Origin of the sequence: Streptomyces sp. NPDC096136, assembly GCF_044763325.1 — a bacterium.
GTDB lineage: Bacteria > Actinomycetota > Actinomycetes > Streptomycetales > Streptomycetaceae > Streptomyces.
The window spans coordinates 190,681-216,786 of sequence record NZ_JBIWFZ010000008.1 but is presented as its reverse complement, the minus strand read 5'-3'; the positions used below and the strand labels follow the sequence as shown (position 1 = coordinate 216,786).

At 74.2% G+C, this 26,106-nt stretch carries 22 protein-coding genes and 1 pseudogene; 19 read left to right on the top strand and 4 right to left on the bottom strand.

From position 1 onward, the window contains the following. Nucleotides 1-3: 3 nt before the first annotated feature. The 6 genes from ACIRBY_RS19315 to ACIRBY_RS19290 are packed head-to-tail and all read left to right on the top strand — an operon-like array spanning nt 4 to nt 7,294. Nucleotides 4-1,368 carry an O-antigen ligase family protein gene (locus ACIRBY_RS19315; RefSeq protein WP_403901873.1) on the top strand — a complete coding sequence of 455 codons (1,365 nt, stop codon included), beginning with the start codon at nt 4-6 and terminating at the stop codon, nt 1,366-1,368. Continuing rightward, entirely contained in the window at nt 1,365-3,383 is a 2,019-nt protein-coding gene (gene murJ, locus ACIRBY_RS19310) for a murein biosynthesis integral membrane protein MurJ (RefSeq protein ID WP_403901872.1), read from the top strand. Before ACIRBY_RS19315 ends, murJ begins: the two co-directional genes overlap by 4 nt. Beyond that, nucleotides 3,373-4,155, top strand: coding sequence for a polysaccharide deacetylase family protein (locus tag ACIRBY_RS19305; RefSeq protein WP_403901870.1), 783 nt, complete (start codon nt 3,373-3,375; stop codon nt 4,153-4,155). The genes murJ and ACIRBY_RS19305 overlap by 11 nt, the downstream gene beginning before the upstream one ends. Continuing rightward, nucleotides 4,152-5,372, top strand: a complete 1,221-nt coding sequence (locus tag ACIRBY_RS19300; protein WP_403901869.1) for a glycosyltransferase — start codon at nt 4,152-4,154, stop codon at nt 5,370-5,372. Before ACIRBY_RS19305 ends, ACIRBY_RS19300 begins: the two co-directional genes overlap by 4 nt. Nucleotides 5,373-5,426: 54 nt before the next feature. After that, nucleotides 5,427-6,155 carry a lipopolysaccharide biosynthesis protein gene (locus tag ACIRBY_RS19295; RefSeq protein WP_403901867.1) on the top strand — a complete coding sequence of 243 codons (729 nt, stop codon included), beginning with the start codon at nt 5,427-5,429 and terminating at the stop codon, nt 6,153-6,155. Continuing rightward, on the top strand, nt 6,152-7,294 hold the full coding sequence (locus ACIRBY_RS19290; RefSeq protein ID WP_403901865.1) for a GNAT family N-acetyltransferase: 1,143 nt from the start codon (nt 6,152-6,154) through the stop codon (nt 7,292-7,294). The genes ACIRBY_RS19295 and ACIRBY_RS19290 overlap by 4 nt, the downstream gene beginning before the upstream one ends. Before the next feature lie 5 nt (nt 7,295-7,299). Here the strand turns inward: ACIRBY_RS19290 and ACIRBY_RS19285 are convergent, their stop codons facing one another. Continuing rightward, on the bottom strand, nt 7,300-8,838 hold the full coding sequence (locus tag ACIRBY_RS19285) for a glycoside hydrolase family 26 protein (RefSeq protein WP_403901863.1): 1,539 nt from the start codon (nt 8,836-8,838) through the stop codon (nt 7,300-7,302). A gap of 292 nt (nt 8,839-9,130) precedes the next feature. Here ACIRBY_RS19285 and ACIRBY_RS19280 point away from each other — a divergent pair, with 292 nt between their 5' ends. From ACIRBY_RS19280 to ACIRBY_RS19260, 5 genes are all read left to right on the top strand, one after another. Then, nucleotides 9,131-10,471: an ATP-grasp domain-containing protein gene (locus ACIRBY_RS19280; RefSeq protein WP_403901862.1), complete on the top strand. Its 1,341-nt coding sequence runs from the start codon at nt 9,131-9,133 to the stop codon at nt 10,469-10,471. 127 nt (nt 10,472-10,598) lie between these two features. After that, entirely contained in the window at nt 10,599-11,876 is a 1,278-nt protein-coding gene (locus ACIRBY_RS19275) for an NAD(P)-binding domain-containing protein (protein WP_403901860.1), read from the top strand. Between the two features lie 23 nt (nt 11,877-11,899). Further along, nucleotides 11,900-12,373, top strand: a complete 474-nt coding sequence (locus ACIRBY_RS19270) for a hypothetical protein (RefSeq protein WP_403901859.1) — start codon at nt 11,900-11,902, stop codon at nt 12,371-12,373. Between the two features lie 14 nt (nt 12,374-12,387). Next, nucleotides 12,388-14,475, top strand: coding sequence for a SpoIIE family protein phosphatase (locus ACIRBY_RS19265; RefSeq protein ID WP_403901857.1), 2,088 nt, complete (start codon nt 12,388-12,390; stop codon nt 14,473-14,475). A gap of 120 nt (nt 14,476-14,595) precedes the next feature. Beyond that, nucleotides 14,596-14,769: a hypothetical protein gene (locus tag ACIRBY_RS19260; RefSeq protein ID WP_403901855.1), complete on the top strand. Its 174-nt coding sequence runs from the start codon at nt 14,596-14,598 to the stop codon at nt 14,767-14,769. 37 nt (nt 14,770-14,806) lie between these two features. Here the strand turns inward: ACIRBY_RS19260 and ACIRBY_RS19255 are convergent, their stop codons facing one another. Then, nucleotides 14,807-15,244, bottom strand: a complete 438-nt coding sequence (locus tag ACIRBY_RS19255; protein ID WP_403901853.1) for a DUF6299 family protein — start codon at nt 15,242-15,244, stop codon at nt 14,807-14,809. A 203-nt stretch (nt 15,245-15,447) separates the two neighbouring features. On the opposite strand from ACIRBY_RS19255, the gene ACIRBY_RS19250 reads away from it, so the two are divergent. Both ACIRBY_RS19250 and ACIRBY_RS19245 read left to right on the top strand, forming a co-directional pair. After that, entirely contained in the window at nt 15,448-16,056 is a 609-nt protein-coding gene (locus ACIRBY_RS19250; RefSeq protein ID WP_403901851.1) for a hypothetical protein, read from the top strand. A 57-nt stretch (nt 16,057-16,113) separates the two neighbouring features. Further along, complete coding sequence (locus ACIRBY_RS19245; protein WP_403901849.1) at nt 16,114-16,608, top strand: DUF5949 family protein; 495 nt, start codon at nt 16,114-16,116, stop codon at nt 16,606-16,608. Between the two features lie 225 nt (nt 16,609-16,833). Here ACIRBY_RS19245 and ACIRBY_RS19240 read toward each other — a convergent pair whose 3' ends face one another. Both ACIRBY_RS19240 and ACIRBY_RS19235 read right to left on the bottom strand, forming a co-directional pair. After that, nucleotides 16,834-18,105 carry a cytochrome P450 gene (locus ACIRBY_RS19240; protein ID WP_403901847.1) on the bottom strand — a complete coding sequence of 424 codons (1,272 nt, stop codon included), beginning with the start codon at nt 18,103-18,105 and terminating at the stop codon, nt 16,834-16,836. A gap of 95 nt (nt 18,106-18,200) precedes the next feature. Further along, nucleotides 18,201-19,358 (bottom strand): low temperature requirement protein A, encoded by a 1,158-nt coding sequence (locus tag ACIRBY_RS19235; protein WP_403901846.1) that lies wholly within the window; start codon nt 19,356-19,358, stop codon nt 18,201-18,203. Between the two features lie 219 nt (nt 19,359-19,577). Between ACIRBY_RS19235 and ACIRBY_RS19230 the strand changes: the two genes are divergently transcribed. From ACIRBY_RS19230 to ACIRBY_RS19205, 6 genes and pseudogenes are all read left to right on the top strand, one after another. Continuing rightward, entirely contained in the window at nt 19,578-20,678 is a 1,101-nt protein-coding gene (locus tag ACIRBY_RS19230; RefSeq protein WP_403901844.1) for an MFS transporter, read from the top strand. Continuing rightward, nucleotides 20,675-22,994: pseudogene (locus ACIRBY_RS19225) on the top strand (molybdopterin oxidoreductase family protein). The gene ACIRBY_RS19230 and the pseudogene ACIRBY_RS19225 overlap by 4 nt, the downstream one beginning before the upstream one ends. 7 nt (nt 22,995-23,001) lie before the next feature. Then, entirely contained in the window at nt 23,002-23,601 is a 600-nt protein-coding gene (locus ACIRBY_RS19220; protein WP_045946573.1) for a 4Fe-4S dicluster domain-containing protein, read from the top strand. Next, complete coding sequence (locus ACIRBY_RS19215) at nt 23,598-24,257, top strand: Rieske (2Fe-2S) protein (RefSeq protein ID WP_403901842.1); 660 nt, start codon at nt 23,598-23,600, stop codon at nt 24,255-24,257. Before ACIRBY_RS19220 ends, ACIRBY_RS19215 begins: the two co-directional genes overlap by 4 nt. Continuing rightward, nucleotides 24,254-24,622: a hypothetical protein gene (locus ACIRBY_RS19210; protein WP_403901840.1), complete on the top strand. Its 369-nt coding sequence runs from the start codon at nt 24,254-24,256 to the stop codon at nt 24,620-24,622. Before ACIRBY_RS19215 ends, ACIRBY_RS19210 begins: the two co-directional genes overlap by 4 nt. 2 nt (nt 24,623-24,624) lie before the next feature. Then, entirely contained in the window at nt 24,625-26,052 is a 1,428-nt protein-coding gene (locus ACIRBY_RS19205; protein ID WP_403901839.1) for a NarK family nitrate/nitrite MFS transporter, read from the top strand. Nucleotides 26,053-26,106 lie beyond the last annotated feature (54 nt).

Sequence of the window (26,106 nt, the reverse complement as noted above, 5' to 3'; positions counted from 1 at the left end):
GCCATGAGCCTCGCCGTCCCCGGACCCGGACCCGTACGCGCCGCCGCCGCGGCCGCCGTGCTGCGCCGGCACTGGCCGCTGCTGCCGCTCGCCGCGACCGTCCTGCTCCTGCTCGCCCCGCTCCCGGCCGGCGACGCCACCGCCTCCGGGAAGGTCGGACCCGCCGACGCCGCCTCGCTGCTGCTCGCCCTCGTCTGCGCCGTACAGGCCCTGCGCGGCCGGGTGCGGACGCTGAACCCGCTGGGCGTGCTCGTGCTCGGGACCCCGGGGATCGGGCTCGCCGTCTCCACCGTGACCGCCGGGGACCCGTACGCCGCCCTGCCCGGGTTCGTGCGCTACCTCCAGGTGTTCGTGCTGGTCCCGGCGGCCGTGGTGCTGCTGGTGCGGGACGTCCGGGAGTTCCGGCTCGCCGCCGGGTGCTTCGTGGTCCTCGGGCTGGTGCAGGGCGCGGTGGGGGTCGTGCAGTACGCGACGCACACCGGGGCCTCCTACCAGGGCGAGGACATCCGCGCCGTGGGCACCTTCGGCCCCGGCGACGTCATGGGCATGGCCACCGTCGTCGCGTACGGGCTCGTCGTCGCCACCGCCGCCGCCCTCGCGCCGGGACTGCCCGCGAAGGTCCGCAGGGCCGCCGCGGGCTGCGCCCTGGCGCTGGTGGTCCCGCTGGTGCTGTCCTTCAGCCGCGGCGCGTGGATCGCCACCGTCGGGGCGGCGGTGCTCGTGATGTGCCTGGCCGGGATCCGGCGGGCGCTGGCGGTGCTGGTGGCGCTGGCCGCCCTGGGGGTGGTGCTGGTCGGCGGGCTCGGGCTGGGCTCCGAGATGGTCGCCGAGCGGCTGGACTCCATCACCCGCGTCTCCAGCGCCCCCGACCAGTCCGTCACCGACCGCTACACGATGTGGGCCGCCGCCGAGTCGATGTGGCGCGAGCGGCCGGCCGTCGGCGTGGGCCTCAAGGGCTTCCCCGCGCACCGCGACGGGCACTCCTCGCTGGGCCTGTCCTCCGGCAGCGACACCGCGGGCGCCGGCCAGGCCTTCGTCAAACAGCCGCTGCTGTCCCCGCACAACATGTACCTGCTGGTCCTCGGCGAACAGGGGCTCATCGGACTGCTCGCGCTCGCCGGCGGCTGGGCCGCCCTGCTCGTCGCGGGGCTGCGGCGGTACGCGGCGGCCCGCGACCGGAGGATCCGCGACTGCGGGCTGGTCGCGATCGGGCTGTTCGTGTGGCAGCTGACCGACTTCCTGTACGCGGACATCGGCGGCCCCTCCACCGTCCTGACCGGTGTGATCATCGGGCTCGCGGCCTGGTGGGCCCTGCCCTCCACCGGTGCCGCGGACGGCCGGCCCGCCGACGGGCCGGCCGTCCGGTGACCGACACGACCCCCTGGCGGCGGCCCGCGGCCCCGGCGACCGACATCGCCGCGGCCGCGGGCCCCGCCACTGCTCCCGCCGCCGACGGGCCGCCCCAGGCCGGGCCCCGGCCCGGGTACACCGGCCGGCGCCCGGCGCCCGCGGGGGCCGACGCGGCCGTTCCGCCCCGCCGGGGCGCCACCCGGCCACCCCGTCCGGCCCCCGCCGGGCCCGGCGGGGACGCCGCCGGGCGCACGGGCGGGGGCGCCGGTGCGGGCGCGGGTACGGGCGCGGGTACGGGCGTCGGCGCGGGCGCCGCCGCGGGAGCGCACGCCGCCGCGGGCGCGGGACCCGGCGCGGACCGGGCCGGGGGCGGGGCCGGCAAGTCCGGCGGCAAGGGCGGCGTGCCCCTCGGACGGTTCCTCGCCAAGGCCGCCGCCGTCACCGCCGGACTGACCGCCGCCGGGGCCGTCTTCGGCCTCCTGCGCGACCAGGCCATCGCCCACCTCTTCGGCGCCGGACACGACAGCGACGCCTTCCTCATCTCCTGGACCGTCCCCGAGATGGCCTCGACCCTGCTGATCGAGGACGCCATGGCCCTGCTGATGGTGCCCGCCTTCAGCCACGCCCTCGCCCGGCGCGCCGCCAGCCGGGCCGGACTGACCCGCAAGGAGGCCCGCGCGGCCGACCCCGTACGCCTGCTCGTCGGGGCCACCCTGCCGCGCCTGGTGGTCTTCCTCGCCGCCGTCGCCTCCGTCCTCGTCGTCGCCGCCCCCCTGGTCGTCGGCGTCCTCGCACCCGGCCTGCCCGACCCGGAACTGGCCGTCCAGTGCACCCGGATGACCGCCCTGACCGTCCTCACCTTCGGCATCGCCGGATACTTCAGCGCCGCCCTGCGCGCCCACCGGTCGTTCCTGCCGCCCGCCGCGATCTACGTCGCGTACAACGTCGGGATCATCGCCACCATGGTCGCCCTCCACACCCTGTGGGGCGTCCGGGCCGCCGCCGCCGGCGTCGCCGCCGGCGGACTGCTGATGGTGCTGGTGCAACTGCCCGCCTTCATCCGCAACGTCGGCTTCGGACCGCCCCGCGCCAAGGGCGCCCCCCGCAGCCAGCGCGACCGCGACCGGCCCACCCTCATCGCCTTCGGCGTGATCGCCCCCGTCATCTCCTTCGCCGTCTTCCGCCAGTCCCAGGTCCTCGTCGAGCGCTTCCTCGCCGCCTCCCTGCCCCCCGGCGCCATCTCGCACCTCAACTACGCGCAGAAGGTCGCGCAGATGCCGATGGTGCTCTCCCTGATGATCTGCACCGTCACCTTCCCCGTCGTCGCCCAGGCCATGGCCGGCGGCGAGCGCGAGAAGGCCCGCCGGCGCGTCGAACAGGACCTCGCGCTCGCCTCCCTCGCCGTCCTCCTGGGCACGGCCCTGGTCATCGGCTACGCCCCGCAGATCATCGAAGTCCTCTTCGAACGCGGAGCCTTCACCCACCAGGACACCCTCACCACCGCGTCCGTCATGCGCGTCTACGGCCTCGGGCTCCTCGGCCACTGCCTCGTCGGAGCCCTGTCCCGGCCCTTCTTCTCGACCGCCCGGCCCACCTGGTTCCCGGCGCTCGCGATGGGTGCCGGGCTGCTCGTGAACATCGCGGCCGGCGCCCTCTTCGTCGGCTGGTGGGGCACCTACGGCATCGCCGCCGCCAACGCCGCCGGCATCACCGCCACCGCCGCCCTGCTCCTCACCGGCATCGGCTCCCGCATCATCGCCATCCAGGCCCGCCGCGTCGCCGTCAGCATCGGCCGCCTCGCCGTCGCCGCCGCCTGCGCCTGCGCCACCGGCTGGCTCGCCGGCCCGATGATCCCCGACCCGCTGCTCAGCGCCGCCCTCGGCTGCCTGCTGGTCCCCGCCATGTTCGGGGCCACCGGGCTGGCCATGAGAGCCCTGGAGATCACCGCCCTCCCCGGCCAGATCGCCCAGCTCGCCGCCCACACCGCCGCCCAGACCGCCCAGCTCACCCAGAGGTTCCGCAATGCCCGCTGACACCGACACGGCGCCCGCCGCCGTGGCGGCCGCCACCCGGCGGACCGCATCGCCGTGGGTCCTGATGTACCACTCCGTCGCCGAGTTCACCGACCCCGCCGAGGACCCGTACGGGATCACCGTCACCCCGGACGCCCTCGACGCCCAGCTGGGATGGCTGCGCTCCCGCGGACTGCGCGGGGTCGGCGTCGGCGAACTGCTGCGCGCCCGCGCCGCCGGACGCGGCCACGACCTCGTCGGCCTCACCTTCGACGACGGCTACACCGACTTCCTGACCCGCGCCCTGCCCCTGCTGCACCGCCACGGCTTCACCGCCACCCTCTTCGCCCTCCCCGGACGGCTCGGCGTCGACAACGTGTGGGACCCGCTCGGCCCCCGCAAGTCCCTCCTCACCGCCGAACAGATCCGCGAGGTCGCCGCCGCCGGACAGGAGATCGGCTCCCACGGCCTCCTCCACCAGGACCTCACCGCCGCCCCCGACGACGTCCTCCAGCAGGAACTGCGCGGCAGCCGCGAGCTCCTGCGCGAACTCACCGGCACCCTGCCCGAGGGGTTCTGCTACCCGTACGGGCACCTCGACGCCCGCGTCGTCGACGCCACCCGCGCCGCCGGCTACGCGTACGCCTGCGCCATCTCCCCCGGCCGCCTCGCCGGCCCGCACGCCCTGCCCCGCACCCACGTCAGCCAGGCCGACGGGGCCGCCCGGCTGCGGATCAAGGAGCTGCGGCACGGGGCCCGCGAGCTGTGGCGGAAGGTGCCGGTGCTGCGGTGAAGGCCCTCCACATCATCACCGGCCTGGGCGTCGGCGGCGCCGAACAGCAACTGCGCCTGCTGCTGCGCCACATGCCGATGCACTGCGACGTCCTGACCCTCACCAACCCCGGCCCGGTCGCCGAGGGGCTGCGCGCCGACGGGATCCGGGTCGTCCACCTCGGCATGCACGGCAACCGCGACCTCGGCGCCCTGCCGAAGCTGGTCCGCTTCGTCCGGCGCGGCCGCTACGACCTCGTCCACACCCACCTCTACCGGGCCTGCGTCTACGGGCGCCTCGCCGCCCGGCTCGCCGGGGTCCGGGCGACGGTGGCCACCGAACACTCCCTGGGCGAGGCCGAGATCGAAGGCCGGCCCCTGTCCGGCGGGGTCCGCGGCCTGTACCTGGCCAGCGAGCGGCTCGGGGCGGCGACGGTCGCGGTCTCGGACACCGTCGCGGCCCGCCTGGAGCGGTGGGGGGTGCCCGCCGCCCGGGTCCACGTCGTACCGAACGGGATCGAGGCCGCCCGCTTCCGCTTCGACGAGGGCGTGCGCCGCGCCACCCGCGCCCGGACCGGCCTGCCCGAACGGGCCTTCGTGGTCGGCGGGGTCGGACGCCTGGTGCCCGGCAAGCGGTTCGACGTCCTGGTCCGGGCCGTCGCCGCACTGCCCGGCGCCCACCTGCTGCTGGCCGGGGACGGCCCGGAGCGGGCCGCGCTGCGCGCCCTCGCCGCAGAACTGGGCGCCCAGGCGCGGATCCACCTGCTGGGGGAGCGGGACCCGCTGGGCGACAGCCCCGACGGGCGCACCCCCGGGATCCCCGCGCTGCTGGCCGCCATGGACGTCTTCGTGTCCCCGTCGCGGGAGGAGGCGTTCGGGCTGGCCGTCGTCGAGGCCCTGGCCGCCGGGCTGCCCGTGCTGCACGTGACCTGCCCCGCCATCGACGACCTGCCCGCCGCGCAGGCGCCGGGGGCGCGGCGGATCGGCACGGGCACCGAGGAGCTCGTCGCCGCGCTGCGCGGGCAGATGGAGGCGGGCGCCCGCCGCCTGCCCGCACCTCCGGTGGTGCGGCGGTACGACATCGCGCGGAGCGCGGCGCGGCTGCTGGACGTCTACGGGCTCGCGCTGGCGGCACCCGTGCCCGCGGCGAGGGGCGGGGCGGGACCCGTGCCCGCACCGCAGCCCGCACCCCGGCCGCCGGCGGGGCTGGACCTGGCCTCGCCCGGCTCGGACGGCTGACCCCCTCCCTTCATTCCCCCTACGCCCCCCTCCACCCAGGAAGCGAGCACCCCCATGGCCGACAGCGCCGACCAGAAGAAGTCCGACCAGAGGAAGTCCGACCAGAAGAAGTCCGACCACCGCTCCGCCAGGAAGCGCGGGCTGCTGCCACCGCCCGCGTGGTGGCCCCTGCCCGCCTGCGCCCTGCTCGGGATGGCCGCCGGCGGGGCGTACGGGGTGCTCAAGGCGCCCGAGTACGCCGCCACCAGCTACGTCGTCGCCGTCCCGAACGAGACCACCGAGCCGGCCACCGCCCTCGGCTTCGCCCAGGCCTACGGCCGCATCGCCACCAGCAGCTCCACCCTCGCCTACGCCCAGCCCCGCGCGGGCATCGCCGCCCGGCAGCTGCGGACGCAGGTCCGCGCCGAGACCTCCCCCGACTCGCCGATGATCGCGATCACCGGCACCTCCAGGAGCGCCGCCGAGGCCGCCGACATCGCCAACGCCGTCGCCGACGCCCTCTCGCTGAGCAGCAACCAGGCCGCCAAGAACACCGGCGTGCAGCTGCTCCTGTTCAACCAGGCCGTCGCGCCGAGCGAGCCCGCCTCCCCGTCCGCCGCGATCAGCGCCGCCGTCGGACTGTGCGCCGGCGGGCTGCTCGGCGGGCTGTGGCTGCTGGCCCGTCCCGCCCGCCGCAGGTCCGGGGAGCAGGAGGAGGCGGCGCACCCGGTGGTGGAGGAGTACGCCTCCCTGCCGGCCCAGGGCGAGCACTCCGAGACCAAGGAGAAGGAGTCCGTGCGATGACGCGGGGCTCCGACGGGGCCCTGTCGGTGACGCTGTGCCGGGACTCCCGGCAGTTCGCGGCGCTGGAGGAGTCCTGGAACCGGCTCGTCCGGGAGTGTCCCACCGCCACCCCCTTCCAGAGCCACGCCTGGCTGCACTCGTGGTGGCTGTCGTACGGGAAGGACGGCCGGCTGAGGATCCTGCTCGTGCGGCGGGGCGGGGAGCTGGTCGGGGCGGCCGCGCTGATGCTCGTGCACCGGCCGCTGCCGCGGCTGGTGCCGCTGGGCGGGCCGATCACCGACTACTTCGACGTGCTCGTGTCGCGGGAGCACACCGCGCAGGTCGTGCCCGCCCTGGCCCGCGGGCTGCACCGGGCGGCCCGCAGCGCCGTCGTCGACCTGCGCGAGGTGCGGCCCGGGGCGGCCGCCGAGGCCGTGTTCGAGGCGTGGCCCGGGGTGTCCAGCCGGCTGACCGACTCGACCTGCATGGAGCTGCCCGCGCTCCCCTTCGACCAGCTCGTGAAGCGGATGCCCGCCTCCGGCGCCCAGCGGGTGCGGGCCAAGCTGCGCAAGACCGACGCCGCCGGGATCGAGGAGCACGAGGTCACCGAGCGCGAGGTGCCGCAGGCCGTACGGACCCTGCTGCGGCTGCACGAGAAGCAGTGGCGCGGCCGCGGGGTGACTCCGGAGCACCTGCGGCCCCGGTTCGCCGAGCACCTGACCCGGGCCACCCGGCGGATGGTACGGGCGGGGGAGGGACGGCTGACCGAGTTCCGGCTGGACGGGAAGGTGGTCGCGGCCAACGTCAGCCTGCTGTCCGCGTCGCTGAGCGGCGGCTACCTGTACGGGGCGGACCCGGGCCTGCGCGAGCGGAAGGTGGACGTGGCCACGCTGCTGCTGCGCCACGAGGCCGGGCGGGCGCTGGAGGAGGGCCGGCCGGTGGTGAGCTTCCTGCGCGGCAACGAGCCGTACAAGAACCACTGGAGGCCCGAGACGGTCGTCAACCAGCGCCTCCTGCTGGCCACGCACGCGCTCGCGCCCCTGATGCGGCTGCACGAGTCGCAGGTCACGGGGCGCGAGCGGGCGGTGGGGGCGTTGCGCGAGGCGCTTCCGGCCGCCCGGGACTGGCGGGCGCGGCTGAACGAACTGCGGGTGCGATGACCCGTCTAGAAGGGCCAGAAGCCGGAGTCCCCCTCCCAGCCGAAGCCGAGGCCGATGCAGAGCGACTGGCCGCCGATCAGCTTCGAGAGCCAGTCGCCGAAGTCGAACGGGAGGCACCACTGCGTGCTGTTGACGGGCTGCTGGGGCCGCGGCTTCGGGTCGGGCTTCGGCTGCGGCTTCGGCGGCTGGGACGGCGTCGGAGCCGGCCGGGTCGGCGCCGGGTCCGGTACGGCCTGGGTCGGGGCCGGGGTCGGCGACGCCTCGGGGGTGGGCGCCGGCGGGACCACGGGCGGGACGGAGACCTCGGGCTCCGGGGCGACCGGTGTGGGCGCGGTCGGGGAGGGGACCTCCGGCGTCGGGACCGGCGGGGTGGGGACCTCCGGCGTCGGGACCGGCGGGGTCGGCACCTCCGGCGTCGGGATCTGCGGGGTGGGGACCTGCGGGGTGGGCACGTCCGGCGTCGGTACGACCGGGGTGGGGACGACGGGGGTCGGGACCACCGGGGTCGGGACGACGGGCGTCGGCACCACGGGCGTGGGCACCACCGGGGTCGGGACCACCACCGGCCCCTGTTCGGCCAGCGCGTCGCGGAAGGCCTTCGAGGACTTCGGGTTCTGCTTGCACTGCCAGACGCCGTGCGGGCAGTAGTCGGTGATGGTGTGGTAGAGCGGGTGGTGCTGGTCGATCCACCGGAGCATGCGCCGCACGTACTCCGGGTTGTCCCCGTTGCGGAACAGCCCCCACTCCGGGTACGAGATCTCCTTGCCGTGTGCTTTCGCGAAGTCGACGTGCTGCTGGAGCCCGTACGGCTGGCTGACGTGGTCGTCGAAGGTCCGGCCGGGGCCCTGGTCGTACGAATCCATGCCGATGACGTCGACCACGTCGTCCCCCGGGTAGCACCTGGTCCAGGGGATCGCGTCGGTCCCCCGGTTGGGGGTGAAATCGAACTTGAACCGCTGGCCGGGGACGGAGCGCATCGTGTTGACGACGCGGGTCCAGTACGCCTTCCAGTTCTCCGGGTCGGGCCCGCAGCGGTGGGTGTACGTGGTGCCGTTCATCTCCCAGCCCAGCACGACCACCGTGTCGGGGACGCCCAGTTCCACCAGCCGCTCGGCCAGCCGCCGGAAGTGCCGGTCGTACTCGCCCTGCGCGCCCGCCCGGATCAGCTGGACCACCTGCCAGTCGGGCACCCGGCCCTCGTTGCGGGCCTGCAGGGGCACGTTGAGGACGAACATCCGGTCCTCCTTGGCCCGTCGCCAGCGCGCCCAGTCCTCCAGGAACGGGACGCGGCCCTCGATGCCCGCCCACGAGTCGCCGGGCAGGTAGGTGTGCCCGACCCGGATCTCGCGGCCGCCCAGCCAGCGCGACAGGGACGGGATCCGGGCGACCCCGGACGGGCCGTAGTCGAGATAGGCGCCGAAGGCGGTGCCGGAGCCCCTGGCCGGTTCGTCGTCCGGGGCCGCGAGTGCCGCGCCGGTGGCGAGCAGCCCGGCCGTGACCGTACCGACGCAGGTGCTCACCAGGCGGTGGTGTGGTCTGGGCATGTCGTCTCCCGCGCTCTGCCGAACCGGTGTGCTTGCCACAGACGTTAGACATCACATCTGACGAACGGCCTGTCCGGTGGCCGCCGACTGGGCCATTCGCAGCTGCGCATCCCTCCCGCTTGGTCCGACTAGGTGAAAGTCCGTTTGTATGTACGCGTTCGACGGCCATGTGCCCGCAGTTCTGCTCAGACTCGATCGCAACCCGTTCCACCACGGAACCCTCGGCGCCGTCAGATCCCTCGGGCGCAAGGGCGTGGAGGTCCATGCCGTCGTCGAAGCCGGGGGAGGTCCCGTGGGTCGCTCGCGGTACCTGCGCGCCACGCACCCGGGGCCGGCCGGCGGACTGGATCCGGAGGCGCCCGAGGCGCTGCTGGAATGCCTCGTCGGGGTGTCGGAGCGGATCGCCCGGCCGGCCGTGCTCGTGGCGATGGACGACATCGGCGCCATCGCCGTCTCGCGCGTGGCCCCGATGCTGACGGATCGTTTCCGGATCCCCCATCAGCCCGACGACCTGCCCGCCCGGGTGGCCGACAAGGCCGAGCTGGCGCGGCTGTGCGCCCGCTGGGACGTCCCGCACCCGGAGACCGTGGTCCCCGAGAGCGGGACCGAGGCGGCGCGGGCCGCCTGGACGCTGGGGCTGCCGCTGGTGGCGAAGTGGAGCCGGCCCTGGCTGCTGCCCGCCGGCAGCGGCCTGCGCAGCACCACGCTGGTGGACACCTCCGCCGGGGCGCGGGAGCTGTACGAGCGCTCCGCCGAGGCCGGGAGCCGGCTGCTGCTCCAGCGCTTCCTGCCCGCCGGACCCGACACCGACTGGTTCTTCCACGGTGCCTTCGGGCGGGGCGGGCGGCCGCTGCTGGCCGGGTCGGGCCGCAAGGAGCTGGCGTGGCCGGTGCGGGCGGGGCTGACGGCGGTGGGGCGGTGGCTGGCCGACCCGGCGGTGGAGGAGTCGGGGCTGCGGCTCGCCGAGCGGCTCGGCTACCAGGGGATCCTGGACCTCGACTTCCGCCGCGACGAACGCGGCGCCTTCCGGCTGGTCGACTTCAACCCGCGCCCGGGGGCGCAGTTCCGGCTGTTCGCGGACGACGCGGGCCTGGACGTGGTCCAGGCGATGTACCTCGACCTGACGGGGCAGCGGGTCCCGGAGCCGGCGGGCGGGCCGGGCCGCGTCTTCGTGGCGGAGAACTACGCCCTGCTGGCGGCCGTCCGGGGGCGCGCACTGCCCCGGCGCCCCGGCGGCACGCCCGCGGCGCCCCCCTCGGGGGGCGCGGGCACGGCGCCCGGTTCCGCGCGGCCGGGGCCCGTACGAGCCCCGGAGGCGGGGGAGCGGGGGCGGGTGGAGGCGGCCTGGTTCGCCGCCGACGACCCCGCGCCGTTCCTGGCGATGCTCTGCGCGTTCCTCGGGCGGGGGCTGGGCAAGGGGGCGCGCGTCCTGCGCGGGGTCCCCGCGCAGGGGCGCCGCGGCGCCCGCGCGGTGCGGGCCCCCCGCCAGCGCGGCGGGGGGCGGGGCGAGGGCCTCGCGGCGGCCGGACCGGGAGCCGGACCCGGAGGCCCCCGGCAGGCCCCGCCGGGGGCCGTGGCGCCTCCCGGGGCGCCGGGGGCGCCGGTGGGGCCCGACGAGCTGGTGACGCGGTGACGCGGTGACGCCCGGGTGACACCGGTCCGGTGACCCGGTGACCCGGTGACGCGCCGTCACACGGCGGTGCGGTGTGCGGCGGTGCGGCGTGCGGCCGTGCCGCAGGAGAGGAGCGGCCGTGAGGCGGATGGACGATCTCGTGGTGGTCGGCGCGGGCCCGTACGGGCTGTCGATCGCCGCCCACGCGGCGGCGGCCGGGCTCGGCGTACGGGTGCTGGGCCGGCCCATGGCCTCCTGGCGGGACCACATGCCCGAGGGCATGTACCTCAAGTCGGAGCCCTGGTCCTCCAACCTCTCCGCCCCCGGCGGCCGCTACACCCTCGCCGAGTACTGCGCCACCCGGGGCCTCGCGGCCGAGCACGGCAGCCCGCTGCCGATCGGCACCTTCAGCGCCTACGGCCTCTGGTTCGCCCGCCACGCCGGCCTGCCCGAGGTGGAGGAGGCCACCGTCACGGAGGTCGCCCCCGAGGGCGACGGCTTCCGGGTGCGCACCGTCGAGGGACCGCCACTGCTGGCGCGCACGGTGGCCCTGGCCGTCGGGGTGATGCCGTTCACCCACTACCCCCGGGCGCTGCGCGACCTGCCCCCGGACCACTTCTCGCACAGCAGCGGCCACCGCGACCTGTCCCGCTTCGCCGGGCAGGACGTGGCCGTCCTGGGCGCCGGGCAGGCCGCCCTGGAGACCGCCGCGCTGCTCGCGGAGTCGGGGGCCCGGCCCGTCCTGGTGGCCCGGCGGTCCCGGCTGAACTGGAACACCGTCCCGCAGCCCCTGCGGCGGCCGGCGCTGCGGGCCCTGCGCGACCCGCACAGCGGGCTCGGCACCGGCTGGCGCAGCTGGGCGTGGTCGGAGCTGCCCTGGGCGGTGCGGCGGCTGCCGGCCACGACGCGGGAGCGGATCGCCGCCACCGCGCTCGGGCCGGCCGGTGCCTGGTGGCTGCGCGACCGCTTCGAGGGGCGGGTCCCCGCGCTCATGGGGCACCGGCTGCACCGGGCGGTGGCGGTGGGCGGCCGGACCCGGCTCGGGCTGACCGCGGTGGGCGGCGAGTCCGTCGTCCTGGACACCGCGCACGTCATCGCGGCCACCGGCTTCGCCCCGCGGCTGGCCCGGCTGGACCTCCTCGACGCGCGGCTGCGGTCCGCCCTGACGACCGTGGGCGACGCGGACGCCCCGGAGCTGGGCCCCGGATTCGAGTCCTCCTGGCCGGGACTGTTCTTCGCGGGGCTGCTGACGGCTCCCTCATTCGGACCTTCCATGCGATTCGTGCACGGCGCGGGCTTCACTGCGGGGAGACTGGTGAAGGGAGTCCGCAAGCGCCTCGGCGCGCGGGGTCCGCTGCCGGGCCCGACCGGCGGGGTCCGGCCGGTCCGGGCCGCCGCCGGGCATCCGGAGACGTATCTGCGCTGAGATCCACCTGAGAGGGGTCCGCGATGGAGGCGGAGCGAGCACAGGGCGGCCGTGGCTGGGTGCGCATCCCCGCCAGCCGCGCGGAACAGCCCCCGTCGGGGCCGCCGGCGGCCAAGCCGTACGGGGCGGGGCAGTACGGAGGCGGGTCGTACGCGGCCGGCCAGCACGGAGCGGGGCAGTACGGGGCGGGCCAGTACGGGACCGGCCAGTACGGGGCGGGGTCGTACGGGGCGGGTGAGTACGGCGGAGGCCCGTACGGATCGGGTGAGTACGGCGGAGGCCCGTACGCCCCGGGGCCCTTCCGGGGAAGCGGCCCGTACGGAACCGGCCCGTACGGAACCGGCCCCTACGGGCAGGCCGGGGCCGGCCCCGGGGACCCGGCGGCGATCTACCTCTCCCTCGTCAAGCGCTGGCGGGAGGCCGGGCGCACCCTCCCGGGGCATCCTGACGAGGAGTGGGAGCGGCTGATCTCGCAGCCGTGCTGGCCCGGCCGTTAGGTGGTGTGTGTCTCGTGGCAGCGGCGGAGCGGGAGGGCGGGGACGGGGCCGTCCCCGGCCCCCTGACGGGCCCCGGGGAGCGGCTCGCGCTCAACGGCATGGGCAGCTTCGAATGGGACCTGGACACCGGGACCCTCACCCTGGACGAGGCCGGGCTGCTCGTCCTCGACCTGGAGGCGGAGGAGTTCGACCACACCCCCGAAGGCCTCGGCCTGCGGATCCCGGCCGACGACTCGGCCCGGCTCAACGACACCGTCGGCGGGGTGCTCGCCGGCGGCGGGGAGACGTACGGCTCGTACTTCACGGTGCGCCGCCGCGACGGCCGCGACCAGTGGACCCACACCCAGGGCCGGGTGCTGCGCGACCCCGACGGCCGCGCCCTGCGGATCGTCGGCATCGTCCGCGACGCCACCGCCGAGCTCGCCCACGCGACCGTGCTGCGGAAACTGGAGAACGCCCGCATCCAGCAGGCGGCCATCGTCCAGCGCACCACCGAGGCCCTGTCCCGGGCGGTCACCGTCGACGACGTGACCGCGGCCCTCACCGGCGCCGGCGCCCTGGAGCGGCTCGGCGCGGACGGGCTGGCACTGGGGCTCGTCGAGAACGACGCCATCAAGATCATCGCGCTGAGCGGGGAGTCCCTGGAGATCCTCGACGAGCGCAAGTTCACCCGACTGGACGGCTCCCTGCCCCTGTCCCAGGCCGTGATCACCCGCACGGCGCGCTTCGTCACCTCCCTCACCGCCCTCGCGGACGAGTTCCCCCTGCTCGCCGACTACCTGCGCCGCATCCGCTTCGACGCCGCCGCCTACCTGCCGCTGATCGCCCAGGCCCGCGCCATCGGCGGGCTCGTGCTCTTCTACCGCCAGCGCACCGAGTTCAGCCCCGAGGAACAGAACCTGTGCCTGGGTCTGGCCGGCATCGTCGCCCAGTCCCTCCAGCGGGCGCTCCTCTTCGACCAGGAACGCGAGTTCGCCACCGGGCTCCAGGCCTCGATGCTCCCGCGCCGCATCCCCGAGATCACCGGCGGGGAGATCGCCGTCCGCTACCACTCCGCGTGGAGCGGACGGGAGGTCGGCGGGGACTGGTACGACGTCATCTCCCTGCCCCGCGACCGCGTCGGGGTCGTCGTCGGCGACGTCCAGGGGCACGACACGCACGCCGCGGCCATCATGGGCCAGCTGCGCATCGCCCTGCGCGCCTACGCGGGCGAGGGGCACCCGCCGTCCACCGTGCTGGCCCGGGCCTCCCGCTTCCTCGCCGAACTGGACACCGAGCGCTTCGCGACCTGCCTGTACGCCCAGGTGGACCTGGAGACCGGAGGCGTACGGGCGGTCCGCGCGGGCCACCTCGGCCCGCTGATCCGGCACACGGACGGGCGCACCGGCTGGCCCAACGTGCGCGGCGGCCTGCCCCTGGGGCTGGCCTCGGCCTTCGAGCAGGAGGACTTCCCCGAGACCCGGCTGGACCTGGTGCCCGGGGAGACCCTCGTCCTGTGCACCGACGGGCTCGTCGAGGAGCCCGGATCCACCATCACCGCCGGGATGGACGCCCTGGCCCACGCCGTGCGCAGCGGGCCGCAGGGCGCCGGCGAGCTCGCCGACCACCTCTCCGACCGGCTGTGGGAGCGCTGGGGCTCCGGCGACGACGTCGCCCTGCTCGTCCTGCGGCGGGCCCCCGACCCCGGCACGCACCGGGCCCCCCGCATCCACCAGTACGTCCACCAGGCCGACCCCGAGGGCCTCTCCGACGCCCGCTACGCGCTGCGGCAGGCGCTGCGCGACTGGGGCATGGCCGAGCTCGCCGACGACGTCGAGCTGGCGGCGGGGGAGCTGCTGGTCAACGCGCTGCTCCACACGGACGGCGGGGCGGTGCTGACCATGGAGGTGCTGCCGGAGCCGGTGCGCAGGATCCGGCTGTGGGTCAAGGACCGCTCCAGCGTGTGGCCGCGCCGGCGCTCCCCCGGCGAGGCGGCGACCACGGGGCGCGGGCTGCTGCTGGTGGACGCGCTGGCCGCGCACTGGGGGGTGGAGTCGCGCGGTGACGGCAAGGCGGTGTGGTGCGAGTTCGACGCGGGGGCGGTCCCGGGCGACACGGCGTGACCCGCGTGGCGTGCGACGTGTGACCGTGCGCTCACGCCGGGTTGTGGGAAGCGGGGGGCGGGGTGATGATGCCGCCATGAAACCGATGCGTGGTCTTCCGCGTGGCTTCCGGAACGAGCCGTGCGCCGCTTGAACAGGGGCGCGGTCACGGCCGTCGCGGCGACGCTCCTGCTGCTGCTGGCGGCCGGGGGGCAGGCGGTCGTGGACCGGACGACCGGGCGGCCGCACAGCGCCCCCGCGTGCCAGACGGTCGCGTTCATGTCGATGACGGGCGTCGCGCCGGAGTGCCGGTAGCGGCGGCCACCGGCACTCCCCGGGCCCCTCGCCCGCCCTACCGGTGGTCGACCACCTCGACGTCGTGGCTGTCCTGGGCGACGGTGTCCACCGCACGCGGCATCAGCCCGGCCATGTGGATCTCCTGGAGCTCGGCCACGGCCGTCGCGGGGCCCGCGTGCAGACCGGCCGCCAGCGGGCTCACCGCCTCCCAGGCGTGCTCCCGGCCGTCGCAGAAGACCTCGCCGGCGCCGATGCTCAGGCGGCTGCCGTCCTGGACGACGGTGGCCTTGATCTGGACCGCCCCCGACGTCGGCGAGAGTTCGCAGTGGTAGGTGCCGGAAAGGCGGACGGAGCCGTCCCGGGAGATCTGCGCCTCCGGCCGCAGGGAAATTCCCTGGTGGAAAACGGTGGCCAGGGCCGGAGTGGCGAACAGGGAAGTCGCGGCGAGGGCGGAGAAGGCGGTCAGGGCCATTCGGCGGGCGGGGGTGAACATTGTTCCTCCGGGTGGGTGCGGGTGGCGCGATTGCGTCGGAACGCATTGTGCTGGCAGTCGGCGGCCGATAGGGGCCGTGCGCTCGTGTCGGTGTGTGCAATTCCCCGCTCGGGCGCGTGAGACTGGCCGGAAGACAACCCCGGAAACGCGCTTTCCGACGAATCCCCGATCCCCGCCGTGAAGAGCCCCGAAGGGGTCCCCGTATGCGCCAGACCGCCTCCGTCCTCGCCGCCGCCGCGCTCCTGCCCGCCCTGCTCCTGACCGCCACCGCCTGCCAGAGCGCCCCCGAGGGGGCGGCGCTCGCCCCGGCCGCGGCGCCCGCCGTCCCGGTCGACGACGGGGCGCCCGGCGCCGACGAGGAGCCCGCCGCACCGGACGGGGCCGCGGCCGGCGCCGCGAAGGATGCCCATGTGGGTGACTCCGTACGGGTGCAAGGGCGGGAGGTGGGTCGACACCTCCAGGTGGTGCTCGGGGCGTTCGTGGACCCCGCGGTCAGCGTCGAGCCCAACTACGCGCCCCCCGCCGGGAAGCGCTGGGTGGCGGCCTCGATGTCGTTCGTCAACGTCGGCGGGGCCTCGTACGGGGCACTCGGGCGCATGTGGGCGTACGACGGCGCCGGCAAGCGCCACCCGGCGGTGCGCACCGGCGAACTGACGACCGGCAAACCGATCGTCTTCGATTCCCTCGCGGTCGGTGAGCGGGCCGAGGGATGGGTGGTGTTCGAAATTCCGGATAACCAGCGCATTGTGCGGCTCCAGTACCAGGACGCGAACATGCGGCCGAATTCCGGAGGGGGATTCTGGGCCGTGTAGCCCGCCCGGGTGAAAGGCCGTGAAAGGCCCGGGCGGGAGAGCACTAAGGTGCGGCGCATGACTTCAACGCAAGCCGAAGCCGACCGCTCCCTGCTCGGCACCCTTTCCGTCCTCGCCTGGATCGGTGACCCCTCCGAGGGCCACGACGTCCCGTACCTCATCGCCTACACCCTCGGCGACGGCCCGCAGGGCCGGGAGGGCGGCGAGGCGGCCGCACGCGGCCTGCTGGCGGAGATCGGCCTGCAGATCGGCGACGTCGTCATGGACGGCACGCGCAGCCCGCGCACCTTCCCCGTACAGATCCTGCTGGCCGACGACCAGATCGCGCTGACCCTGCCCGGGCTGAACGCGACCTGCACCGCACCGCCCGAGTGGGTCGCCGCGGCGAACGAGAGTGGGCAGGCGTACTTCCTGTTCGCCACCCGGGCCTGGCCCGAGGCCGTTCCGGGCCAGGTCGTGACCCCCGAGATGCTCCAGGGCTTCGCCGGCGACGAAGCCGTGCTCACCAGCAGCGCCCACTGCGTCCTCGCGGTGCAGAGCCTGCAGAAGTAGCCGCGGCGGCGGCCGCCGCCCCGCTCCGGCCGCCGGGCCCCCAGCCTGCCCGGCGGCCGGCCCCTTTCCCGGCCTCGCGGCCCAGGGGCTCAAGGGCTCAAGGGCTCAAGGGCTCAAGGGCTCAAGGGCTCAAGGGCTCACGGGCTCAAGGGCTCAAGGGCTCAAGGGCTCACGGGCTCAGGGGCTCAAGGGCTGAGGGCCTCAAGGGCTGAGGGCCTCAAGGGCTCAGGGCCTCAAGGGCTCAGGGCTCTCGAAGGCGAACCGCAGCGAGCGGACGCGGTTGTCGAAGTTGGACCCCGCCAGATCGGGCAGGCCCACCGCCCTCAGGCCCACCGGCCGGGTCAGCAGCTCGCGGAACAGGGCCTTCATCTCCACCCGGGCCAGATGCGCGCCCAGGCAGAAGTGCGGGCCGCCACCGCCGAAGCCCAGGTGCGGGTTGGGCGAGCGGGTGATGTCGAAGGCGTCCGGGTCCGGGAAGACCGCCTCGTCGCGGTTGGCGGAGGCGTAGTACAGCACCACCTTGTCGCCCGGCCCGAACGTCCGCCCGCCCAGCGTGTGTTCCGCGGTCACCGTCCGGCGGAACTGGATGATCGGCGTCGAGTGGCGGACCATCTCGTCCACCGCCCCGTCCGCGTACTTCTCGAAGTCCGACAGCAGCAGGTCCCGCTGGTCGGGGAAATCGGTCAGCAGGGTCAGGCCGTGCGTGATGGCGTTGCGGGTGGTCTCCACCCCCGCCACCATCAGCAGGCTGAAGAAGGCCCCCAACTGGCGGGCGCCCAGCGCCTGGCCGTCCACGTTCGCGCAGACCAGCGCCGAGATCAGGTCGTCGGACGGGTTGCGCCGCCGCTCCCGGCCGATGCCTGCCACCATCCGCTGCATCCGGGCCAGCGCCCGCAGCCCGCGCCCGGGCATCCGCAGCCGCGAGGCCAGGCCGCGCTCCACACCGATGTTCTCCGAGGCGTGGTTGACCCGGTCGGCGATCTCCGCGCGGTAGCGCTCCGGGATGCCCATCATGTTGCAGATGACCTCCAGGGGGAGCCGTGAGGACACCGCCGAGACGAACTCGTCGGGCCGCCGCTCCAGGACGTCGTCCACGATCCGGGCCGCGACCGCGTGGATGTCCTCCTCCGCCGCCGCCAGCAGCCGGGGCGTGAACGCCCGCTGCACGATCTTCCTCAGCTGCGCGTGGTCCGGGCCGTCCAGGTTCACCATCGAGTCCCCGAACAGGGCCCGCACCCAGCGGGCCGGCTCCGGCGTGGTGACCCCGGGAGCGCTCGCGAACACCTTGGGCAGCCGGCTGGCCTCCTGCACGTCCGCGTGCCGTACGAGCGCCCAGTGGCCGGTGCGGCCGCCGCCCTCCGGGACGAACACGGGGGAGTCCAGGGCGCGCAGGCGGGCGAAGGCCGCGAGGCGGTCGGCGGGGGGCCGCTGCCAGAAGCCCGGCTCGGCCAGTTCCCCGCCGGGGCCGGTGCCGAGTCTCTGTGAGGGGAGTGTCATCGAAGGTGCCTCTCTGCTGTCGCCCGTCGCCGTGGCGTCCTGCGCTGGAGAACGGTGGCGGCGGCGCGGGGGTGACGGTCCGCCGCGCCGCGGTCTCAGACGGCGGGCTCCGGGGTGCGCCCCGCCAGGACCGTGCCCGCCACCACCGCGCCCGCCGAGACCAGGCCCGCGTAGAGCACGGCGTACGCGCCCGCCCAGGTGCAGGCGAGGATGGCGGCGGCGGAGAGCGGCAGGACCAGCTGCTGGGCGACGCCGCGCTTGAAGTGCCGCGAGTGCAGCAGCCACACCGTCAGCAGGAACAGCGCCGACGGGACGGTCACGGCCGCGTTCGCCGCCACCTGCGAGATGTGCGCCGTGCCGACCGCGTGCTCCACCGCCACCTCGATGCCCGCCCCGATCGCCGCACCCGAGGCGAAGATCAGCAGATGGCCGTAGCCCCACGGGATGGCCTCCCGGTTGGAGGTCAGCCGCTCGTGCACCGGCACCGCGAAGTAGATCCACCACGCGGCGAAGACGATCAGCAGCCCGCCGGCGGCGATGGGCAGCAGCTCCCCCAGCGCCTCGTGCTCGTCGATCGCCGACTTCACCGCGACCGTGCTCGCGGCGATCGTCTCGCCCAGCACGATGATGGTGAACAGCCCGTACCGCTCCGCGATGTGGTGGGCGTGCCACGGCGTCTGGTGCCCGTGCTCGGCCCACACCGGCACCAGCAGCTCGGCCGCCACCAGCACCAGGAACAGCCAGCGCTTCCAGTCGTCCGGTGCGAACAGCAGCGCCACCCAGCCCGCCTGGCACACCACCAGCCCGGCCGCGTACTTCAGTGCGGAGGTCCGCGCCGCCCCGCTCTCCCCGGCAGCGGCCCGCAGCCACTGCGCCGTCAGCGCCACCCGCATGATCAGGTAGCCGATGACGGCCACCGTCCAGTCGTTGTCGTTGAAGGCCCGGCTCACCCCGGCCGCGTAGACGAGCACACCGGCGATCTGCACGAGCGTCGTGATCCGGTACGGCACGTCGTCGCAGTCGTAGGCGGACGCGAACCACGTGAAGTTCATCCACGCCCACCACACGCCGAAGAAGACGAAGAAGTAGCCGACCACCCCGCTGCCGGGATGCCCCTCCACCAGCGCGTGCACCAGCTGCTGGCCCGCCTGCGCGATCGCGACGACGAAACAGAGGTCGAAGAACAGCTCCAGCGTGGTCGCGGTCCGGTGCCCCTCGACGCGGCTGCGGGCGGTCATCGGTACGTACGTCATACCGCCCAGCAGACCAGGGGCCGGCCGCCGCACGGGCGAGGCGCGCGGCCCGCGGAGCCCGGGTACCCCGGGCGGACTCGCGGCACCCCCCGACGGACAGGTGGCCGAGGCCAAGGCGGTCTTGGCCGCGCGCGGAATGAAGGCCGTATGACCCGTTCAGCGTAAGAACGAGAGACCGGATAACAGGACGTAACGGTACAGACCACCTAGCGTGGTGCTGTGTCCGAGCCCACAGATGTACGCGCACCAGCCCCATCGGCACCACCCGGCGCGCCCGAGCCCGCGCCACCGGCCGGCCGGTCCGTCACCGCACGGGCCACCCTGGCCGGTACGGCCGTATCCCTCCTGCTCGTCGCCGCGATCGTGCTCGGCAGCCGCCTCCTGCGGGACTTCGACTCCGCCCTGCTTCCCTACGCCGTCGCCACCGTCTTCCTGGCCTTCGGCGTGGCCTACCGGTACACCGTCTGGGTCTCCGCCCCCGGCGCGCGCCGCCTCCTCACGAAGGGCTTCGGCAGCCTCCTCTCGGCCGCCAACTTCAAGAAGGCGCCCACCGCCCTGCCCCGGATGGCCGCCACCTACCTCGGCTTCCAGAAGTTCCTCGGCGCCCGCTCCCACTCCCGCTGGGCCGCCCACCAGCTGATCTTCTGGGGCTGCCTGCTGGCCGCCGCGATCACCTTCCCCCTCACCTGGGGCTGGTTCACCTTCACCTCCGCCACCGGCTCCGGCCCCGGCTACGAGATGCGGATCTGGGGCATCAAGATCCTCGGCTTCAACGCGCTGAGCCCCATCGGCTGGCTGATGTTCCACGGCCTGGACATCGCGGCCGTCCTCGTCATCCCCGGCGCCTCGTACTTCCTGTGGCGGCGCATGAAGGACCGCGGCGCCACCACCGGCCAGCGCTTCGCCTACGACCTGCTCCCGCTGATCTGCCTCGTCGTGATCTCGGTGACGGGACTCCTGCTCACCTTCTCGACGATCTTCCTCCACGGCGGGGGCTACGAGTTCCTGGCGGTCCTCCACATGGTGGCGGTCGTCTTCACCCTCATCCACATCCCCTTCGGGAAGTTCTTCCACATCGTCCAGCGGCCGGCCGCCGTCGGCATGCAGCTGTTCAAATACACCGCCCGCCAGGACGAACAGGTCTTCGCCTGCAAACGCTGCGGCGAACCCATCGACACCACCCCGTACGTGGAGAACCTGCGCGCCACCATGCGCGACCTCCGCCTCGACTTCGACGCCTTCGCCGAGTACTGCCCCCGCTGCAAGCGGATCCTGCGCGGCAACGCCTACCTGACCCGCGTCAAGAAGGGCTTCAAGTGACCGCGACGGACCCCGCCGAACCGGCACGCCCGCCCCTCGACCCCGCCATCGCCCCGCCCGGCACCCGCAACTTCCGCGATGCCGGGGGCCTGCCCGCCGACCGCTGGCACGCCGACCAGCACGGCGAGACCCTCGTCCCCACCCACTGCTGCTTCTGCGGAGTGCAGTGCGGCATGTACCTGCGCGTCGACCGGGGCGGCAAGGTCTTCGGCGTCGAACCCCGCGACCACGACATCAACCGGATGCGGATGTGCCCCAAGGGCATCAACGCCTACCAGCAGGTCAACCACCCCGACCGGCTCACCGCGCCACTGATGCGCCGCTCCCGCGACGAGGAGTTCCGGGAGGCCTCCTGGGACGAGGCCCTCGACTTCACCGTCTCCGAGATCCGCCGCATCCAGAACGCCCACGGCAACGACGCCTTCGGACTGCTCGGCGGAGCCAGCCTGTTCTCCGAGAAGACCTACCTCGTCGGCAAGTTCGCCCGCGTCGCCCTCAAGACCAGACACGTCGACTACAACGGCCGCCTCTGCATGGTCAGCGCCGCGGCCGCCAACAAACTCGCCTTCGGCATCGACCGCGCCGGCAACCCCTTCTCCGACATCCTGCTCACCGACTGCCTGCTCATCGCCGGTTCGAACGTGGGCGAGTGCTTCCCCGTGATGACCCAGTACCTGTGGGGCGCACGCGACCGCGGCGCCACCCTCATCGTCGTCGACCCGCGCGAGACGGCCGTCGCCCGCACCGCCGACATCCACGTCGCCCTCAGACCCGGCACCGACTCCGCGTTCTTCAACTCCGTCCTGCACGTGATCGTCGCCGAAGGACTCACCGACGAGGCCTACCTCGCCGCACACACCACCGGCTGGGACGAGGTCGAGAAGACCGTCGCCGACTACCCGCCCGGCCGATCCGCCGAGATCTGCGGCGTTCCCGCCGAACAGATCACCCAGGTCGCCCGCGCCTTCGCCACCGCCGGCAAGGCCATGGCCTGGCACGCCCGCGGAATCGAACACCACTCCCAGGGCGTCGAGAACTGCCTGTCCGTCATCAACCTGTGCGTCGCCACCGGCAACATCGGCGGACCGGGCGCCGGGTACGGCACCATCACCGGCCAGGGAAACGGGCAGGGCGGCCGCGAACACGGCCAGAAGTCCGACCTGCTCCCCGGCGGCCGCTCCATCACCAACCCCGAACACCGCGCCCAGATCTGCCGCATCTGGGGCATCGAGGAATCCGAACTCCCCGGCGCCGGAACCTCCATGATGGAGATGGTCTGGCAGATGCGGCGCAAGGAGATCCGCGGCCTCATCGGCATCTGCAACAACCCCTTCGTCTCCCTGCCCAACTACGACGTGGTCAAGGCGGGCTACGACACCGCCGAATTCCACGCCCAGTTCGACTTCTTCCTCTCCGAGACCGCCGCCAACGCCCACGTCGTCTTCCCCGTCACCACCTGGGCGGAGGACGAAGGGGTCATGGCCAACGCCGAAGCCCGCGTCGTCAAGCACAACAAGGCCCAGGAACCCCCCGCCGGCGTCCGTACCGACACCTGGGTCATCTGCGAACTCGCCCGCCGCCTCGGCGCCGGCCGCCACTTCGACTTCGACGGCTCCCGCGAGGTGTTCGAGGAACTGCGCATCGCGTCGGCCGGCACCGTCAACGACTACTACGGCATCACCTACGACCGCCTGGAAGCCACCGGCGGCATCGCCTGGCCCTGCCCCTCCACCGAGCACCCGGGCACTCCCCGCCTCTTCGAGGACGGCCGGACCTACCACCCCGACGGGAAGATCCACCTGCAGGCCGTGGAATGGCACCCTCCCGTGGACGCCCACACCGAGGACTTCCCCCTCTCCCTCACCACCGGCCGCACCGTCGCGCACTACCTGTCCGGCAACCAGACACGCCGTCTCGGCGCCCTCGTCGAACAGACCCCGCGCCCGTGGGTCGAGGTCCACCCCTCCCACGGCTTCCGCAACGGCGACCCCGTCCGGGTGGTCACCCGCCGGGGCAGCGAGGTCTTCCCGGCCCTCGTCACCGAGGCCATCAGGCCCGACACCGTCTTCATCCCCTACCACTGGCCCGTCCCCACGGCCGCGAACGCCCTCACCATCGACGCCCTCGACCCCCGCTCGAAGATCCCCGAGTACAAGGTCTGCGCCGCCCGCATCGAGCCGGCCGAACGCGTCGACGACGTCCCGCCGCCCCCCACGCCCCCCGGCCGCCAGGCCTACCCCCAGGCCCAGGCCGCCCGCACCGACCCCCTGCCCCCCCACGTCCCCGCAGGGCCGGGGCACCGGGGAGAGGAGCTGACGCCGCCATGATGGGCCGCACGATCTTCATCGACCCGGGCCGCTGCATCGGCTGCCAGGCCTGCGTCTCCGCCTGCCGCGAATGCGACTCGCACCGCGGCAAGTCGATGATCCACCTCGACTACAGCGACCCCGGCCAGTCCGTCGCCTCCCTGCCGACCGTCTGCATGCACTGCGAGGACCCCGTCGCCCCCTGCGCCGAGGTCTGCCCCGCCGACGCGATCCTCGTCACCGCCGACGGCGTCGTCCAACAGGCCGACACCACCCGCTGCATCGGCTGCGCCAACTGCGTCAACGCCTGCCCCTTCGGCGTACCGAAGATCGACCTCCAGGCGAAGCTCCAGATGAAGTGCAACCTCTGCTACGACCGCACCGCCTACGGCCTCGCCCCCATGTGCGCCACCGTCTGCCCTACCGGCGCCCTCTTCTACGGAACCCTCGAAGAGCTCCAGGCCGAGCGCCCCGGCGTCCAGGTAGCCGACTCCTTCGCCTTCGGCGACGTGGTCGTCTCCACCGGCGTGGCCATGGTCGTCCCCGCCGACAAGGTCCAGTGGCCCGTCCCCGGCGGCCTGCCCGTCGTCGAGGTCAACGGGGTGGACGTGCGATGAGCGTGACCGAACAGCCCACTCCACCGCCAGGCCACGGCCCCGGCGACGACGGGGACGCCGCCGCCGCGCAGCTGCGCGACCGCATCAGCGCCGACTCCCTCACCACACGGCGCGACTACCTGCGGATCGTCGCCACCGTCTCCGGCGGCCTCGCCATCGGCGGAGTCGGCGTCGCCGCCGGCATCCTGCACCGCCACGGAGACAGCGAGCACCTGCCCGAGGCCAAGAAGGTCACCGACGTGCTCGCCCCCGGCCAGTCCGTCGCCTTCCGGTTCCCCGGCGGCGAGGACGGGGCCCTCGCCGTCCGACTCGCCGACGGAAGCCTCGTCGGCTACTCCGCGGTCTGCACCCACCTGGCCTGCGCCGTCCTGTGGCGCGAGGACCGGGGCCCCGACGGCGAGCTGTACTGCCCCTGCCACGAAGGCGCCTTCGACGCCCGCACCGGCGAGGTCACCGCCGGCCCGCCGCCCCGCCCGCTCTCCAGGATCTTCCTCACCGAACGCGCCGACGGCAGCGTCTGGGCCGTCGCCACCGCCCGGTCCGGCGAGACCGCCAGGGATGCCCTCTGCCGGCAGTTCGGCGACTCCCGACCCGGGGCGGCCCAGCGCCTGGGCTGCCCCGGAACGGCCCGCGCCACCGAGAGCAGGCGGACATGAGCGACCCCCGGCTGCCGCCCCGACCCGAGTACCACCCGGGAAGCGCCCAGCCCCGGCTCAACCGCCCCGTGCACGCGCGGTACCCGCAGATCCGCCCCACCAGCGGCTACGGCGACCCGCGGATCCGGCGCACCGGCCCCGGCCCGGGCGCCGGCACCGAACAGGAACCTGAGCGCTCCTCGAAGCTCAACGCCCGTCTCGTCCTCGCCCTCACGGTCGTCGTCGGACAGCTCTGGGCGCTGACCGTGACCGTCAACGAGTGGATGAAGGGCAACACGGCCACGGCCTGGTGGGGAGCGGGATTCCTGGTCCTGTCCTTCCTCGCCGTGATCGCCCTGTGGCTCCTCGACCCGAAGGACCGGTGACCATGTCCCTTCCGACGTCCACGCCGTCCGCGGTGCGCCCCCACCGCACGGAGACCTACGAGCCCGGTGCCGTCATCGGAGACTGGCGACCCGAGGACGACGGCTTCTGGCGGTCCACCGGTCACACGGTCGCCCAGCGCAACCTCTGGATCTCCATCCCGGCCCTGATGCTCGGCTTCGTGGTCTGGCAGGTCTGGTCGGTGACCGTGGTCAAACTGAACGACGTCGGCTTCGCCTTCTCCAAGTCGCAGCTGTTCTGGCTGACCGCCATCCCCGGCATCACCGGCGGCACCTTCCGCATCCTGTACACCTTCATCGGCCCGATCGTCGGCGAGCGGAAGTTCACCGCCTTCAGCACGCTCGTCCTGGTCGGCCCCATGCTCTGGTTGGGCCTCGCGCTCCAGGACAACGGCACCCCGTACTGGGAACTGGCCCTCATCGCCGCCGTCTGCGGCGTCGGAGGTGCGAACTTCGCCTCCTCCATGGCCAACATCGGCTTCTTCTTCCCCAAGAGGGAGAAGGGCAGCGCCAACGGCCTCAACGGCGGCCTCGGCAACCTCGGCGTGAGCGTCGTCCAACTGGTCGCGCCGCTGGTGGTCACCGCCGCCGTGCTGGGCCCGCCGGCCGGCGGCCCGCAGCACGACGCGAAGAACGACACGGACGTCTGGCTCCAGAACGGCGCCTTCCTCTGGGTGCCGCCGCTGGTCGTCATGACGGTGCTCGCCTGGTCCCTGATGAACGACCTGAAGGTGGCCGCGGCCCCTTTCAGTGAGCAGAAGGTCATTTTCAAGCGCAAGCACAACTGGCTGATGACCTGGCTCTACGTCGGCACCTTCGGATCCTTCATCGGCTTCGCGGCCGGACTGCCCCTGCTCATCAAGGACAACTTCGAAGCGCAGGGATACCAGGCGACGACCTACGCCTGGATCGGCCCCTTCATCGGCGCGCTCATGCGCTGGGCCGGAGGCCGGCTCGCCGACCAGATGGGAGGCGCCAGGGTGACCATGCTGTCGTTCGTCGGCATGGCGGCCGCCCTGATCGTGGTGATCTTCGCGCTGCCGTCCGACGGGCACCAGGGCGGCTTCTGGGCGTTCCTCACCGGTTTCCTCGTGGCCTTCGCCTTCTCCGGCCTGGGCAACGGCTCGACCTTCCGGCAGATCCCGGTGATCTTCCGCGACCAGCACATGCGCCAGGCCGAGGGCCAGGGCCCCGAGGCGCAGGCGGCCGCGCTGAAGCAGTCGGAGATGGAGGCCGGCGCCGTCACCGGTTTCTCGTCCGCCATCGCCGCCTACGGCTTCTTCTTCATCCCCGCCATGTTCGCGGCCACCGCCGTCACGACCGCCCTGTGGATGTTCATCGGCTTCTACGCGACCTGCCTCGCGGTCTGCTGGTGGTTCTACGCCCGCACGGGCGCGGAAGCCCCCAGCTGACCCGGGCCGGGGCCGGAGCCGGGCCCCCGCCTCGGACCGAGGCGCGCGGCGGGG